Raw genomic sequence first — 15,204 nt, 5'->3', positions numbered from 1 at the left:
TTAATCCAACTCTCTCTATTGCCAAGATCGTGTATCCCTTCCCTCTCGTTTCACAGGATTATACAGCCATTAAAACACTTTTATAATCAAAATTTTCGTACTCCTAAAAATGGAATGTGCCGAAATTCGTTACCGAAACCATGCTCTACCACCGTGATCCGGGGTCGGCCTCCCAAGACGAGGCCGACCTTGTCTCCATCGTTACCGTCGCCGACCTCTTCTGCCGCTGGCGAAGCATCGACTACGGCGGGTATGAGGCGAGCGATGGCGGTGAGTCCGAGTATGAAACATGGTGTCGCATGGCCGCGCACTTTCCGGGGATCGACCGAGGCACCATAGAGGCAATCATCGGTGACCTGGACAACTCCATCGAAGATATCCGGCTCCAGGTGGAATCGATCTTTCTGTTCATTTAGGGCATGTCGGAAATTCACGACATGCCGCACACCGATAACGACCTTTCCCGCTAACTCATTCAACCGCGGCTGTCGCCGTCAGGCCTTCCATGAGCCGGCGCTTCTTGGCCTCGGACAACTTTGCTTCCGGATGAGCAAGGCGATACCCCCCTCGTTTGCAATCACTTTTTGACAAGCATGGCGGAGAATCTACAATTACAGCATGCCAACCATGCTCCCCATGCGGCGGAGAAGGTACGTCGGTATTAGCATTAGGCGGGCACCCAGGCAATCGACAAGAGCCGAGCGGGCACAGGGAAGTACCTCGCTGTCCCAAGAAAGGAGGAGGCATGGTAGAGGTCATATACGAGGTGGGGGGAATTCCCGATCTTCCCGCCTGGGCCGGCACCACGCTGGCGTTTCGCATCGACACCGGCACCCTGGATGCCGGTTTCCCCCCCGCGATGGCTGTTGACCACCATCCCGCGGGTCAGATCAGCTTCGATCCCGCCAGCGGGGCCTTCTCCTACGAGGCGCAGCAGGGGGACAAGCTCCCCTTCACGGTGACCTTTTCGGGCCAACGAGAGGGGAAGGCGATCAGCCAGAGTGTCGTCATTACCCCGGTCCCCCGGCTCCCCGCGGAGCGGGACTACATCGTCAGCCATCCGGCACAACCCGACCCGGCCAGCTCCCTCTACATCCACCGCTCAGTGAAGCCGAACGCCGACGGTTCGGAGAATCACCTGGTTACGGGGATGCGGGTGGTCTTTGACCGCTTCAGCAACGTCAACAACCTCCATGTCTCCTACAACGTCGACCGCACCGGGAAACTCCCGGACGCACCGGACCCGAAGGGAACGGTCAGGAGCCTCACCCTCTGCGCCGATCAGCTCGTGATCAGGGGAGAGCTGTCACTCCCCGAAACCGACGTCACGATCTTTGCCCGGGAGCTGGTGTTCGAAGACCTGGATAGCCAGCCGGGGCGCATCGACACCTCACCGCTGGCTTATGCCCTGGAGAAGGCTGCCGATGCCCAGCGGACGACCAATACGCCGGGGGGGAGCGGCCAGCCGGGTCGGCGGGCCGGGAACGTGAAGGTCTATCTCAAGAATTTCCAGGTGCCCCAGGAGACCTCCGCCCTCGCGCGATTTGTCATGAAAGGGGGCAACGGCCAGCACGCCGGCCTGGGGGAAAACGGTCCGGCCGGAGAGGACCGCTCCCACATCTATGGGCAGACCTTCACCTGCGACGGAAAACCCCTCAGCGTGACCTTCGATCCACCGGCCGTCTACTGGAAATGGCACTACAAATGGGCCGCCTTCGACCAGCAGAAGACCTGGGGGGCGCCGAACTTCCCCACCTCCGGCAAGGACGCCCTCCCGCCCGGCACGCCGGGGGACGGCGGTGACGGCGGCGCCTTTACCGCAAACCGGGACTTGGCCCCCTTCGTGGACAACACCGGCGGCGCTGCCGGCAACCCCGGGGTGGATGTCCATGGCGGCAGGCCGGGATACCCCCTGACGAGCGCCCAGTACGAAGTGACCATCTGGTACAACCTCTTCACGGGTCCCCATTTCGACGGCGCCCAACCGAAACGGAGCGCCGGCCCCGAGACCACCCACGCCGGGAAATCCTACCCCGCACCGCAGGCGGCAAAGCCCAGAGGCTCCCAGCCGGCTCCCACCCTGATCCAGTGCCCCAACGCCTGGCTCCATCCCCTCCAGCTCCAGACCGTCCTGCAGTTCGTGCGGGACGCATACCTGGCCGAAGACCGGGAGACGGTGGCGGCCATTCTGGCCGACTACCGGGACGCCCTGATGATGGACCCGCCGGCCGAGACCGGCTGGGGAACGCAGTTCGACATCTCCCGGTACTACGCCACCCAGGCGGAGGTGGTAACCCTGCTCCATCGCCTCCAGAGCCACCTGGATTACTACGGCAACCCGGCGGGGTGGACCCCGCTCCTCTCCCTGCAGGCCAACCTGCAGCTCTATGAGAACGAGATCGCCGATGCCCTGAGGACTCTCGTTCTCGTCAGCTGGATCAGCCAGGAGGCGGTCCAGACGGAAAACGCGGCGGCCGCCATGCAGAGCGCCATCCAGGAGCTGGACAAGGATGCCGCTGCAGCGGTCAAGGAGGTCCAGGCCGCGGAGAAGGGGCTCAGAGAGATCAGCGACCGCATCTACAGCCTCAGCCATGAGCTCTCCACCCTGAACAACGACTTGGCGGCCCTCCAGGAGCGCCTCCTGGCCGAAGCCCACAACACCATGCAGACCAAGGCCCTCATCAACCTGGGGGTCAAGACCTTCTCGGCCATCTGCTCGGTCATCCCCTACGGGCAGCCGGCCCTGGGGGCCGTGGGATCCATGGCCACGGTCATGGCGGATTACGCCACCGGCGGCGACGAGCCCCTCGACACGGCCGGCAGGCTCGGCGGCATACTGGCCACCTACGGCAAGGCCAAGCTGGACGAAAAGGCGGGGGAGATCACCAAGGCGGCTGACAAGAAAAAGCCCGACCCGGAGGCGGACAAGGCCAAGGAAAAGGCCGCACAGCTCACCCACGTCGGCAAGACCATCGGGCCGGCGGTCGCCCAGATCTCCGAGGCGCTCACGGGGCTGAGGGTCCCCCAGAGCGAGGTGGATGCCGAACTGGCGCGCCTCGAGGCAAAGACGCCCGAATTCAGCGAGATGGTAAAGAAGATCCAGGGACTCAACCGGAGAAAGGCGGCGTTCGCCGAGAAGCTGGACGAAACCCTCCAGGCCTTTGGGGGGGCCTATGGGAGGATCGCCTCCAACCTCCTGGCCATGGGTACCCTGACCCTGCAGGAGCGGGACACCCTCGCCCACCTGGACCACGAGGCACTCCTCTTTACCCGCGACCTGGGCCAGCGGGCCCGGCAGACCCTGGTCAAGTATCTCTACTACCTGATCAAGTCCTACGAGACCTCAGTGCTCAGGCCGATCGACAGTGCGAACTACCAGCTGACCGACATCTTCGACAAGATCAGCGACCTCCTCCAGGCGGGCGAGAGCCGCTCCAAGCTGGACGTCACCAAGCTCGGGGTGTTTGCCGACCAGCTCAAGCCCCTCTTCCGGGACAACCTGAGCCGAATCGAGCACAAGCTCATCGAGGACTTCCGCCCCGAGTACACCATCCGGCTCGAATCGCGGCTCTCCGCCGACCAGACCTCCGAGATCATCCAGCAGCTGAACGGCACCGGCGAGGCGGTCATCAACCTGAGGGAGAGCGGCCTCATCCTCCCTGACCGGGAAAAGGTCAAGATCGCCGACATCGAAGTCGCCGGGCTGGGATTCGGGGAGCAGCCCCTGCCGGCCGGCGGAACCCTGGAGATCACCCTGGAGCCCCTCGGCGACGGCACCATCCGCTCCGAGGACCGCCTCTACGCGGTGCGCCATCCGGCGGGCAGCGGCCAGGGCGAAGGGTCGGACGTGCCGTCCCAGCAGATCTGGGGAGCCACCTACCACTTCAGCAACCGGCAGCTCTCTCCCATCAAGCCGAGCAGCGAATCCCTGGCCCTCCTGGGGTACCTCCTCCGGGAGACCGACGACAAGACCAAGGAAAAGCTCGCAAAGCCGGCGGCCTGGACGGACCTGCGCATCCGGTACCGGCGCTATGTGGAAGGGGGGCCCGACCTCGACAGCCTCCTGCTCACGTGGCAGTTCAATTTCGCCACCCCATCAACCACCAACCGGTACGTCCTGGACGTCCGCACCGACGGCGGCACGGTTCCGCTCATCCAGTGCTCGCCGCCGGACATCAACGAGCGGTCCGACGGTTTCGGCTCCCTCTACCGCATTTACCGCCGGGCGACCCCCATAACCCTCGCGGCCCCGCTGGGGTACGGCGATCTGCTCTTCAGCCACTGGGAGATCATCAACACCGACACCATGAAGAGCCAGGTTCTCCACGACCCGAGCTGCTCCTTCAGCATCGAGAACAACCTCCGCATCATTTGCGCGTATCAGGAGAAACATCCGACTGTCATGGTCGCCATGCCGAAAATCCGGACCCGGGGAAAGCAGCTCACCGATGAGATGCTGTTCAAGGCCCTCGTCGAGGCTTCCGAAGCCGGGACGCCCCTGTCGAGCGCCATTCTCAACCAGCCGTCCGTGACCACAGGGCTGAATCGGGGATATCTCCCCGACAAGGCGGAGTTCACCACGCTGGAAGGCCCCCGGGAGGGAGATGGCCTAACCTGGTACAAGATTGACTACCGGGGGATAGTCGGATGGGTGCATGAGGTGAGGGAATGAGGTGGCTGGCATTCATGGCGCGCGGGTGCGTGACGAGGTGAGGCGGCTCGGAAGCCCGTCCTCCGATCCCCGACCCTGCTAACGACCCAACAGGCGCTCATCATAGGTGAACGGCGTAACATCAACGATACTCACGGTGGAGAACTCGGAGTGCAGAGGGTTGATGAGGATATTCCATCCCTCCCCGCGGACCGCCGCGGAGGGAACTTTCAGGAGCAGGGAATGTCTCTCTCGCGCCCACCTGCCGCCAATCTCCATGAGGGATGCGTTGGGGTACGGAAGGAGCCAATGGGCGGGGAGAGACTGAACTGTCATGATTTCCAGGCTTGCCTCGTCCGGCGCCTCGTAGACGATGCGGCTGTATCGCTTCGGTGTCGAGAGTCGAACCAGAACCTCAAGAGCAGCCAGGGCCACCGATTCGGCAGTATAGAGCATCGGAACCCCCTTGGGGTTCCAGCGTCCGCCGTAGAGCCTCGCGCCGTCACCGGAGAGGTCTCGGGCAAACTGCTCCTCAGCGATCCTGTACAGGAGCATCAGGCAAAGATTCCGTGCTGGAGCCTGCCGAGTTCGTCAAGAACCTCCTGGATGCCGGTGAATGATGAGAGGTAATCCATGGGGCGTTTGAAGCGGAAGGTATAGTTAGGGGTCTTCAGCCAGAGGATGGCGTTCGCCGGGGTTTCCAGGACTTCCACTGCCCGCTCGTAGACCCTGCCGACTGTCATGAGGTGATCGGAAAGATGAGCATCAAGGCATTCACCCCGGTAACGGGCAAGGGTTCGGCGAGAAACGGGGAGTATTTTACAGAGTTCCTCCATGCTCAGTTCGAGAAGACCGGCGAGTCGTTCAACGGTAACATACGGAAGACCCTGTTCGACAATCTCGACCGGAGAACGGTTCACTTCATCATAACCAAGTATTTCCGCCAACGCCGAAGCTCCCATGGCATTCCCCCTGCTTATTTGGGTAAATTGTCCCAAACAGATTGCCAATTGTCAACAAGAATACCCAAAAAGGATGTCGGCCAATTGCTTCGATGGAACAAGGCGTGGGTATTCACTGGCGATAATATGCCACCAGCTCCTGCCTCCTGCCGTACGACGCCGGATCGGATTGCCGCACCTGGACGCTGTCATCCCCGATGGCAGCAACGTACTCCGTGGTCGTATCGCGCTCCGTAACTACGGCCTGTGATTCAGCCGTGGAGAGATTCCAGGTGATCTTCATGCTGTCCGCATGCCTGTCGCCCACAAAATGATCTATGACGTAGGTGACGGTATTCCCCTCCTTGCGGGCATGGATAGCGAACCGCGTGTCGCCTTCAACGTACTGGAACTCCTTCTCGCCTTCAGCCACCGGGTTTCTGCCACTCCAGAATTCTATGGTGTTGAACGCGATAAAGTCAGCAAGGGCTGCTACGCCGTAGACGGGAACGATGATGAATACCCAGGTGAGGGCGCTTCTCAGATATTTATCCCTCACCTGGCCGTTTACCTGATAGATCTTCCTGGTCAGGGCGAACTTTCCGTAACAACCGCACAATGACGTTGATGACATGATGGCAAGCAGAACAAGGGCAACAATGCGTTTCATAACGATCTCCTTAGGTTCGGAAGCCACGGGTGATCCCCATGAATAATGCGACTCTTCCGGTTGTCACTACTCAGTACATATATGTCGGGGAGGCTTGGGGGTGAAGAAGTCTATCCGGGCATCTGCCAAACAATCACTACGGGTTTCGAGACCGATTTCGAGTATTCCAGGGTGCCATCGAAATATGCCGTGGCGCGTACTTCCTCGCCCGCCGGGAACTGATCCAGGATCTCATAGTCGAACGTAGAGGCCGGTCCGAGAGTGATTTCCTCCCAGATGGAGGGCCGGCCCGGCCGCTGGACATGGAGAAGTATTCTCTGCGCCCCCACATCGGGGCTCACCGCCCCGAACAACTTCAGCTTGTTCGGGAGGATGGCGCCGTCCAGGGTCGTGGTGGTCCTGAGGCGCGGCTTGATGGTGTATTTTGCCCCGCCCCAGCGCTCGTAGCCGTCATCATCCCGCCGCCAGGCTTCGAGGACAAAGGATATGTCCTTGCCACAGGTGGCCGTGAGGAGGGACTCCTCCAGGTCAACCCGCACCCTGAAATAGCCCCGGGAGAATGGCGCGATCTGCATCCGCGCCGGGGTGACCGTCACCGTGGCGCCGGTGCGGAGCCCCCTCGGCTGCAGGTTGACCTCCTCCAGATAGGAGCCGGCATTGTTCACCTGGAACGTGAACTCCACCGGTTCCGGCGGACTATCGGCAGTGGCCTCGAGGATAAAGGCATTCTGCTGGGCCCAGTCATTGCTGGCGTTGGTGTCGTCGCTCGCCAGCGCCACGCCGTTATCGTCCCGGGGCACGTCGCGGTCGCCGATCTGGGCCCGGAAGCAGACATGGGTGTCGATGTCGCTTTTCACCGGCCAGTCAAAGGAGACGATCTGGGGGTCGGCACCCAGGGGCTCCGGCAGCAGCGCCTCCTTCTCGAAGGCCTTTGCCCAGTCGCCGGCCCCTTCCGGGAGCCGCAGAACCAGCCACGCCTGCACGTTCTCGGCGGTTGCGTCACCGAAATTCCAGACCCGCACGGCCACCTTGTGCATCAGCGTCTCATCGGGATCCGCAGGGACCCGGAAGGTTTCCTCATCGGGGGCGTTCTGGTCTTCCGGAAACACGAAGCTCCCGTCCTCTCCGATATCTTCCGGCTTGATCACCGCGATGTCGGGGCTCTGCCAGTCCGGGGTGCTGTCCACAAAGCCGAGATCGATGGCGGGGCCCCGGTCCCAGCGGATGCGGAGCCTCACCACGTCGAACGGAGCGGCCGCGCCGGTCCCCGTGGCCCATTCGAGCACCTCCACGTTCAGCCCCACCTCGGGAAATTCGGCCGATTCGGCAAAATCGTAGCTGTCCCCCACGGCCCGCAGGTCCATCGACAGGAGGTGCACCTTGAGCCGGTAGCGTTCAAGGACCCCCCGGGTAGTTCCCGCATCCTCGACCTCAATCTCGGCGTAGCGGGTGTCGTCCTCGGGGTCGATGGCATTGGTGATCAGGACCCGGGTCGGAGATATGTTCTGGGAAAAGCTCACTCCCGGGCCCCGCAGTTCCAGGATATCGAACTGGCGGCCGTCGCCCCCGAGCCGCAGGAACACAGCCGCCACCACCGGGGTCCCCTCCGCCATGCCGGGGAGGAGGTTCTGGGCCAGGGTCTGCCGGTCAGCCCCGTCCAGCAGCGGGTCCCAGTGCTCCAGCTGGATGATGACCACCTCTTCATCAACGGTGTCATCCCCTCCGGGCCGGTCAAGCAAGAGGATGGCATCGTCGTCGAGCCACCCCTTGATCCGCTGGTGATAGGCGCAGAAATGGGCAAAGGCGTTCGAATCACCCATGATGCAGTGGCCGCCGATATAGTCCACCAGCTTTCGCAGGCCGCTGCCTCCGTAAAGATCCTTGAGGCCCATGAGACCGTGGCCCAGTTCATGGGCAAGGGTCACCGCACTGGCTTCGGGCCGGTTCGGATCGTCGATGCTGCCGGGCGCGATCATGGTGACAATGGTTGCGCGGTTCCCCCCGAAGGGGAGGACCGGTGTCGCCCGCTGGTCGGCCTTGGTGTCCCTGGTCTCGTGGCGATGGGAGGAGGCCCGTTCCCCCTTGACCAGGTCCGGTTCCGCCGCCGTGCCGCCGATGGTTGGATAGACCGGGGTGACCACCATGGCATGGATTGTGTTCAGGGAGCACTCGATGGGACCCTCGATGCCGACGCAGTTGAAATACCGGTTGAAGACATTGATGGCGAATTCCTCGGAGCCGGCCCCTTCGATGGTCTTGTCGATCATGGCGGTGTAGACGTCATCGAACAGGGTGTCGTCCTTGAATTTCGGCCCCCCGCTGCCGGAAAAGCTGGTGTCGGCCCCGACGACTTCCTGGGGGTTGTCCATGCCGACGGATTCGAGCCCGGTCTGGGAGATCACCTCGATTTTCGCGGGATCGCGGCCATGACCGGTGGAGAGGTTGATGCGGACGGCGAGTTCATTGCCGGCAACGGAGACGCTCGCCCCCCAGGTATCGGAGAAATCGAAATACGACAGATTAAGGTCCGGACCGAATTCGGGGCTGCGGGCCGAGGCGTCCGCCAGGTTGCGGCGAAGGTATTTCTGCATGTTCCCTTCGTCTCCCGGCAGGAAGAAGGTTGCGGCCAGGGATCCGGCATTGAGCTCGCTGAGGAGGGGATCGAGGTCGAAGGCGATCACCTGGGGCACGGAGCCGCCGGGACCGGCGGCAAAGGAGAGGGAGACATGGAGCACGCCGGTCTCCTCCCCGTCGTCGTGCCAGAGGACCGACGGCCGCTCGAAGAGCCCCCCGAGACCCGGGGCGCTGGCGAGCATCTCCTCGATGGCATCGGCCAGGTGCTCCAGTTCGGCGTCCCCCGCCTCCAGTGCGGTACGGGTGAGATCGATGGCAATGGGGGCGGCCAGGGCGTTGGTGTCGACGGTGATGGAGAATGCCCCACCCTGCCGGTCGGTTCCGTCAATGGTGATGATTCTGACCCCTCCGGAGCCGAGGGTGATCGTGGGGAGCGCGTTGGGAATCCGGCTGGCATAGCTTGCGGCCGGGAACCGGATCTCAAATTCCTGGGGTTCGTAGGTCTCCGTCGGCGCAGCGATGGCATTCACGCGCAATTCTTCATCGCCGGAGAAGGAGATCGTGACCCCTCCCCCCGGCAGGGGAACCGTGCTCCGCACGTGACCGGGGTCCCAGGCCGGCCCCCAGTATTCCTTGAAGGGCTTCGGCAGGGCGATGGGCTGACCGGTGTAGAGGTCCGGCGTATCGACCCCGAACCAGATGAACTGCACATCCACGCCGGTGTTGTCCGGGGGGAGGTGCCGGGTCGTTTCGACGTAGAAATCGCGCACCTTCTGGATAATTCCTTCGACTTCGTAGAAATGGGCGAAGTCGGACGTGTCGCCCAGGGCATTGAAGGGCTGGCCGGGCTCCAGTGCGGGGACGATCAGGACACGCCTGACGCCGGTCTGCTGTCCCCCGGAATCATAGCCGACCGTCGGGGAGGTCCCCATGAACACCGCCGAGGTGGCCGTGCTTGTGAGGTCGAGTCCGGGTTCCGGCACTACCGGCGCCGGGTCGAACAGCGCGACCCCGCCGGTGCCGTCCAGGATCAGGGCGAGATCGGCGTCACGGGCGATGCGCATCGAGATCCTCCCCCGGAAGGCGCGATGCTCGTAGAGCGGCCTCAGGGTCTGCCGGTCGAGAACGGCAAGACGGCGGCCATCGGACGATGTTGCAATGACGGTGCGCCTGGTTCTTCCCACCGAGGCCACGTTCCAGTTGAGCTCAACAGCACAAGGGGGTTCATCCGGTTCGCAGATGTTGACGGTCACGAGCATGGCGCCAAAGGCATAGGTAATGAAACAGCCGTCCGGATCGCCGTCATCCCCCGGCACGCATCGGCCATCGGGCTCCTGCCGCCTCGGCGGCCGGTCCACGCTGCTGTCACCGCCGCGCTCCGGCGGCCTGCAGTGGGACCTGCACCATGATGGCGTGCAGGGGTCAGGCTCGGGCAGGTCCCGGGGTGGGGGCTGCGGGCGGCAGTCGGATGGCGCGCAGGGGTCGTGCCGTGCCGCCGTGTCGAGCACGCGGAGTCTCCGGTTGCCCGGCTCCGCGACCAGCACCTCGTCGCGGGGTCCGCTCCTCAGCGTCACGCGGGGGGTCGACAACGGCTCCCGCCGCACGATGCGGCCGTCGCGCCGGCGCAGGACCACCAGCTGGGGAGGCCCTCTGAAATCGCCGGCAAGGGCCAGCACCACGTGCTGACGGGTGGCTACGGCGGCGAGGGGCCTCTCCGGCACCTGGCCCAGAACCTGGATGGTGCCCCCGGCCAGGTGGGCCACCGTCGTTTCCCGGCCACAGGGAAAGTGTGCAAAGAGCGCCCCGTCAGGGGCCATCATCAGCCCGACGGCCTTGCCGGGGAGCTTGAACCGCTGCACCCGTTTGGCCGTGACGGTGGTGGGGCTGCGGACAAGGAGGAAGGTTTCCACCCGCTGGCCGGTGGCGACGGCGACCATTGTGCCGTCGGGGGAGAATTCCAGCAGGGTGTCGGGGTAAAGCTTCGGTAGGCCCCGGATGGGGATTGGGCGGAGGGTGGGGGGCGGCGGGGGGCGAACTGCATTGTCCTTGCACCCCGTGAGGTCTCGCGTGTGCGTCCTGGCAATGGTCATGGTGGATCCTCCCTGATTCGCAACCGCATCGTCGAAAAACTCCGTATTCCGGTATCCAATCAGCAGTTGCCGGAAGTTCTTCTACTCGCCTCAAGTAGCGAGTCTCCCCACGGCGCCGTGTCCACGCATAGTTCCAGCAGTCGGGAAATGTTGTGGGTATAGGGGAAGTCGATTCGATGACGGACAAGGTAGGCTTTCAGGGACTTTTCAGCGCATTGCTGGGCGTGGTAGGCCACAAGCCGGTATGACACGCCGGTTGAGAGGGTAAGGGCATGTCGGGCGAGTTGCATATCCTCGTCGGCATAGTTGAGCCACTGATTGACTTTGCGCTGTATGTCCGCCTCAGTGACGCTCATACAGCACCTTCCCTTCCCTGGAGGCCGGGCGCGCAATGGTCCCGGGAATTTCCGATCCCGCTCAAACTCCTCCGGCGTGAGGACAACAATGTCCCGTGCAAGGCCAAGCCCGCGAAGAGCCCTGTCCATTTCCAGCATCAGCGTCCTTCGCCTGCCGGTCAGTTGGGTAATGACGAGAAAATCGGCGTCGCTGCGGCTGTCCGCGGTGCCCCGGGCCTGGGAGCCGAACAGGATGATCCGCTCCGGATCGAAGCGCTCAACCAACCGTCGGATTGCGGCTTCTATGATTTCCTCAGGAATCATTCGATCTGGGCCTTTCTATTGGCGTGTGTTCTGTGTCAGAGCGTTCGCCCAATACTGTTATCTGGTTGACTGTTGCATAATTCTACCGGTAATCCTTTAACTTTCAAGCAGAAAGGCCCGCCGGGAAATCCAGACGGACCTTGTGTTGAATAAAGAAATGTGATGGATTGAAAACCTTCAATGTGGGGGCGGGACAGTGTGATTTGTCGACTAAGATCAGAGCTAGTCAGCTAGTTAATGTCCCCTCGGGCGTCCCCCTCCGTTGTGATCCGCGCCACCTGGGCCTCGCTGGACCAGGCGAAGCAGACCGGCGCATCGTTCCGAAGCATATCGATCATTACGGAGAGATCGGAGAGGCAGGGGGAATAGAGGTAGCCCTCTCAAGTTTGAGATTTGGAGACTTGACCCCCGTTAGTTGCATTGACCCCCGTTAGTTGCAGAGACTTGACCCCCAGCAGTTGCATGAAAGAATTCCTGCGCCATTTGCTGCAACGTGGCGAGGATATGCTCCTCGCTGCGCCCCATCTGTTGAAGCAAGCCTGCGTAGTTGTTGACGGCGTCCTGCAAGTGCGGATGCGGATGACCGGTGGTGCGGGTGAACGTGAGGAAGATTTCCAGATGCCGCAGCATCAATGGCTCGGCCTCCGCCAGCCGATCCGTGGCCTTGAGCAACTGGGCCAGGTTGTTGAGCTTGAAGGCGACGCTCGGATGCTCTGGGCCATAACTCTGCTCGTCAATGGCCAGCGCTCTTCGCATGAGCGGCTCGGCCTCCGTCAGCTGATTTGTGTAGTAGAGCAATGCGGCCAAGTTGTTGAGGTCTGCGGCAATGTCGGGATGGTCCGGGCCAAGGCTCTCCTCGTCAATGGCCAGCGCTCGACGCATGAGCGGCTCTGCTTCTGCCAGCCGATTCGTGTTCTGGAGCAACTGGGCCAAGCTGCTGAGGCCTATGGCGACTTTGGGATGCTCCGGTCCATAACACTGTTCGTCAATGGCCAGCGCCCGACGCATGAGTGGCTCGGCCTCCGCCAGCCGATTCGTGTCTCGAAACAATTCGGCTAGGCTGCTGAGGCCTATGGCGACTTGGGGATGCTCCGGGCCATAACACTGCTCATTAATGGTCAGTGCCTGACGTATGAGCGGTTCAGCTTCTGCCAGCCGATTTGTGTTCTGGAGCAACAGAGCCAAGTTGTTGAGGCGGATTGCGACATCGGGATGCTCCGGGCCAAGGCTCTGCTCGCTAATGGCCAGCGCCCGGCGCATGAGCGGCTCGGCCTCCGCCAACCGATTGGTGGCTCGGAGCAACTGGGCCAGGTTGTTGAGGTTTCTGGCGAAGTCGGGATGCTCCGGGCCAAGGTTCTGTTCGCTAATGACCAGCGCCAGCCGATAGAGCGGTTCGGCCTCTTCCGGCCGATTCGTGGCTTTGAGCAGCTGGGCTAGGTTGTTGAGGCTTCTGGTGAAGTCAGGATGGTCCGGGTCAAGGCTCTGCTGAAAAATAGCCAGCGCCCGCCGCATGAGTGGCTCGGCCCGTTGCCATTCGGCAACGCCGTGCCAGAAGAAGAATCCGACCGCATTGCAAAGTTGGGCTGCCTCGGGGTGCTGGTGCTCCACCCAGATATCGGTCATTGCCTCCAGCGGTTCGAGTTCCCACCGGGACTCGTGCCACTGTGTCGTCTTTTCCAGCGTCGCAACGCGGGATCTGATATGGACGGTGAGCTTCTCTTGAAGGTCGGCCCGATCCTTCCGCAGCTCTATTTCCAGCACCTGCTGCAGAAGCCGGTGAACGGTGACCACCCGCGGTTCGAGGGTTGTGGAAAAGAGCCGCATTCCGATGAGTGTGTAGATGAGCTGGGTCCAGGGGGCCCTTTGACAGATCGGTGCGTCTGTGGCCAGTTCAGGGTGCAGCTCTTCGGCGATGGCGCGCAGCCAGGGGAGCGCCACGGCGTCGGGACCCATCAGGGCGGCAAGCTGCAGGACGGTGAGCGCCGGGGGGGCGAGCCGCTTCAGGGTCGGCCGCAGCGTGGCGGTGACCTCTCGCAGTTGGGACATGACCCCATCGGTGCCGCCACGTTTCAGATCCTCTTTCAGGATCGGCACGTAGCCGGGCAGGTCCACTGCATATCCCGAGGCTGCAATCCGGGGATCGCTCTGCCCCAGGTAGACGGCTGCCGTCTCGACGGCGAGGGTGAGCCCTCCCAAGAGCCGGATGATCTCGTGAGCGGCGGCCTCGTGGTCGTCTGAGGCGAAGCTCTGGCTGGGCTGGTAGCGGCGGATGAGATCGACGGCCTGCGCTTCGGGGAGCCGGTCGAGGTCCAGAGGACGGATGAGGGCGCCAGCGTGTTCGAAGTCGGCGGGGGCCAGCCGGGTGGTGTAAAGCAGACGCGCCCAGGGCTGATCCTTCAGGAATTCGAGTCGCCCCGAAGCCAGCAGGAGGAGGTGGTCCACGTTGTCCAGCAGGAACAGCGCCGGCCCGCGGGGGCGCAGCAGATCGAACACCCGCTTGACCGCCAGTGAGTCGTCGAGCTTCTCCGCTTCGGTCAGCTTGTCGCTGAGATCAAGATCATGGACTAAGGTGCAAAAGACACCCAGCATGTTTTCGCGCCCTTCGCAGCGCAACAGCCAGCAGCCGCCGGGGAAGGCGTCGGCTTCGTTGTAGGCGAAGGCTAGGGCCAGGGCGGTCTTGCCTATGCCGCCGATGCCGTGCAGGCCGGCGGGGGCCACTGCGGGGTTAGCGAGCAGGGCGTCGTGCAGCCGGGCCAGTTCCAGTTTGCGCCCGACGAAGTTGGCGTTGGGCCAGGGGAGGTTACCGCGCCGGGCGCGGTCCAAGGTCAACAGCCGCAGTCGCTGGGCGACGTGCTCGGTGAGGAGTGTCAAATCGGCGCGGGCGGATTCGTCGAGAAAGGCTTCCGGATCGTCGTAGCGCCACTCGTGGCACTGGATGTGGAAACGCTGGAGCAGGTCTCCCTGCCAGCGGCGCAGCAGCTCGTCATCCTCCGACGCGTTCAGCTCTTCGATCTGGACAAACCAGAGAGACGCAGCGCTTTGGCCGACCAGACCCCGTTCGAGTTCATGGCAGCACCATTCCTCCCACTCCCAGCGGCAGGCATCACTACGCAGGTAGCTACGGGACAGGCAGGCAATAAAAAACCGCGAGGAGCGGAGCGCCCGGTGGCAGCGAACCTGCCAGTGGTCGAAGTCCTGAATGTTTTCCCGGTCGAAGAAGATATCGAGGTCGCGCTGAAACCGTCGGCGGAAATCGTCTTCCAGTTCGGCGTGGAGTCGGGTGACCAGCGCCGCCACCGCCTCGCTCGAAGCGTTGTCCCCCTGGTGTGCGTAGGAGATGAAAAGGTCGAATTCGTTTGCTGGAATAGGCTCTCCAGCGGTTGCAGAAGGTGAAACTACGGAAGGCGGCGACGTTGTTGCAGCTGTAGCATGCCCGAAAGACTCAGGCGTGGGAGCGGGCGAAGGCTTGCAGAAGATACGTTTCCAGAAGCTCATCGTTTGGTCCTCTCAGGTGATTACAAAGATGATGTCGTGAGCGGGTTCATCTGGGAGGCATTGAGGTCAGTCTTCCAAGATGATAGCTTGTTTGAGCAAGCGAGATATACAGTGGGGTATTTCG

General features: G+C 62.6%; 8 protein-coding genes. 2 read left to right on the top strand and 6 right to left on the bottom strand.

The window, feature by feature from the left end:
* The first annotated feature begins 116 nt into the window (after window positions 1-116).
* Together RCH91_RS12185 and RCH91_RS12180 are read left to right on the top strand one after the other, a co-directional pair.
* Window positions 117-416 carry a hypothetical protein gene (locus tag RCH91_RS12185; protein WP_306535231.1) on the top strand — a complete coding sequence of 100 codons (300 nt, stop codon included), beginning with the start codon at window positions 117-119 and terminating at the stop codon, window positions 414-416.
* Between the two features lie 329 nt (window positions 417-745).
* Window positions 746-4,672: a hypothetical protein gene (locus RCH91_RS12180; RefSeq protein WP_306535230.1), complete on the top strand. Its 3,927-nt coding sequence runs from the start codon at window positions 746-748 to the stop codon at window positions 4,670-4,672.
* A 78-nt stretch (window positions 4,673-4,750) separates the two neighbouring features.
* On the opposite strand, the gene RCH91_RS12175 is transcribed toward RCH91_RS12180, so the two are convergent.
* The 6 genes from RCH91_RS12175 to RCH91_RS12150 all read right to left on the bottom strand — a co-directional run bounded on the left by RCH91_RS12175 (window position 4,751) and on the right by RCH91_RS12150 (window position 15,080).
* Complete coding sequence (locus RCH91_RS12175) at window positions 4,751-5,206, bottom strand: RES family NAD+ phosphorylase (protein ID WP_306535229.1); 456 nt, start codon at window positions 5,204-5,206, stop codon at window positions 4,751-4,753.
* Window positions 5,206-5,613 carry an antitoxin Xre/MbcA/ParS toxin-binding domain-containing protein gene (locus RCH91_RS12170; protein WP_306535228.1) on the bottom strand — a complete coding sequence of 136 codons (408 nt, stop codon included), beginning with the start codon at window positions 5,611-5,613 and terminating at the stop codon, window positions 5,206-5,208. Before RCH91_RS12170 ends, RCH91_RS12175 begins: the two co-directional genes overlap by 1 nt.
* Before the next feature lie 112 nt (window positions 5,614-5,725).
* Window positions 5,726-6,262, bottom strand: a complete 537-nt coding sequence (locus tag RCH91_RS12165; protein ID WP_306535227.1) for a DUF3332 domain-containing protein — start codon at window positions 6,260-6,262, stop codon at window positions 5,726-5,728.
* Window positions 6,263-6,372: 110 nt separating this feature from the next.
* Window positions 6,373-10,926 (bottom strand): hypothetical protein, encoded by a 4,554-nt coding sequence (locus RCH91_RS12160; protein ID WP_306535226.1) that lies wholly within the window; start codon window positions 10,924-10,926, stop codon window positions 6,373-6,375.
* Between the two features lie 59 nt (window positions 10,927-10,985).
* Entirely contained in the window at window positions 10,986-11,585 is a 600-nt protein-coding gene (locus RCH91_RS12155; RefSeq protein ID WP_306535225.1) for a HEPN domain-containing protein, read from the bottom strand.
* A gap of 411 nt (window positions 11,586-11,996) precedes the next feature.
* Window positions 11,997-15,080 carry a tetratricopeptide repeat protein gene (locus RCH91_RS12150; protein ID WP_306535224.1) on the bottom strand — a complete coding sequence of 1,028 codons (3,084 nt, stop codon included), beginning with the start codon at window positions 15,078-15,080 and terminating at the stop codon, window positions 11,997-11,999.
* Between the last annotated feature and the right edge of the window lie 124 nt (window positions 15,081-15,204).

The sequence above is a fragment of the Geobacter sp. genome (assembly GCF_030834625.1).
Lineage (GTDB): Bacteria > Desulfobacterota > Desulfuromonadia > Geobacterales > Geobacteraceae > Geobacter.
The sequence above is the reverse complement of the archived record's forward strand: the minus strand, read 5'-3'. Positions and strand labels throughout refer to the sequence as shown.

Excerpts from the sequence above, each read along its gene's own strand:
- RCH91_RS12170 (WP_306535228.1), bottom strand. The coding sequence starts at position 5,613 with ATGGGAGCTTCGGCGTTGGCGGAAATACTTGGTTATGATGAAGTGAAC.
- RCH91_RS12160 (WP_306535226.1), bottom strand. The coding sequence starts at position 10,926 with ATGACCATTGCCAGGACGCACACGCGAGACCTCACGGGGTGCAAGGAC.
- RCH91_RS12175 (WP_306535229.1), bottom strand. The coding sequence starts at position 5,206 with ATGCTCCTGTACAGGATCGCTGAGGAGCAGTTTGCCCGAGACCTCTCC.
- RCH91_RS12180 (WP_306535230.1), top strand. The coding sequence starts at position 746 with ATGGTAGAGGTCATATACGAGGTGGGGGGAATTCCCGATCTTCCCGCC.
- RCH91_RS12165 (WP_306535227.1), bottom strand. The coding sequence starts at position 6,262 with ATGAAACGCATTGTTGCCCTTGTTCTGCTTGCCATCATGTCATCAACG.
- RCH91_RS12155 (WP_306535225.1), bottom strand. The coding sequence starts at position 11,585 with ATGATTCCTGAGGAAATCATAGAAGCCGCAATCCGACGGTTGGTTGAG.
- RCH91_RS12150 (WP_306535224.1), bottom strand. The coding sequence starts at position 15,080 with ATGAGCTTCTGGAAACGTATCTTCTGCAAGCCTTCGCCCGCTCCCACG.